Genomic DNA, 539 nt, shown 5'->3' on the forward strand with positions numbered 1-539 from the left:
ATGCGCAGGTACCCCAGCCCGAGCGGGGCCAGCAGGTAGGTGCCCACGAGGTAGCTCGCCACCGAGGAGAGCGTGAGCACGAAGCTCGTCGCGAGCGCCATGCCGATGGCCGCGTCCAGGCTGCGCGACACCCCCATGAAGGGGCACAGCCCCAGGAACTTCACCAGCACGAAGTTGTTCACCAGCACGGTGGACACCAGGATGAGGGCGAGCTCCGTCATGGGCGCGCTCCGCGGCCTACTTCACGCGCATCCCCGCACGGGCGCCGCTGTCCGGCGAGAGCAGCCACAGCTCCTCGCCGCCCGGGCCCGCGGCGAGGACCATGCCCTCGGAGACGCCGAAACGCATCTTCCGGGGCTTGAGGTTCGCCACCATCACGGTGAGCCGGCCGATGAGGGTCTCCGGCCGGTAGGCGCCCTTGATCCCGGCGAAGACCGTGCGCTGCTCGCCGCCGAGGTCCAGGGTCAGGCGCAGGAGCTTGTCGGCGCCGTCCACGTGCTCGGCGTTGACGATCTCCGCGACGCGCAGGTCCACCCCGG

2 protein-coding genes are annotated in these 539 nt (G+C 70.9%); both read right to left on the reverse strand.

Annotated features, from left to right (window positions below; translation table 11 throughout):
• Positions 1 to 221 (reverse strand): Rnf-Nqr domain containing protein (locus G7A99_RS24325; protein ID WP_305792375.1); only part of this gene is annotated, 221 nt, incomplete at its 3' end.
• 16 nt (positions 222 to 237) lie between these two features.
• A partial coding sequence (gene metG, locus G7A99_RS24330) for a methionine--tRNA ligase subunit beta (RefSeq protein WP_163144649.1) occupies positions 238 to 539 on the reverse strand: 302 nt, incomplete at its 5' end.

The organism is Arhodomonas sp. KWT (assembly GCF_010993615.1).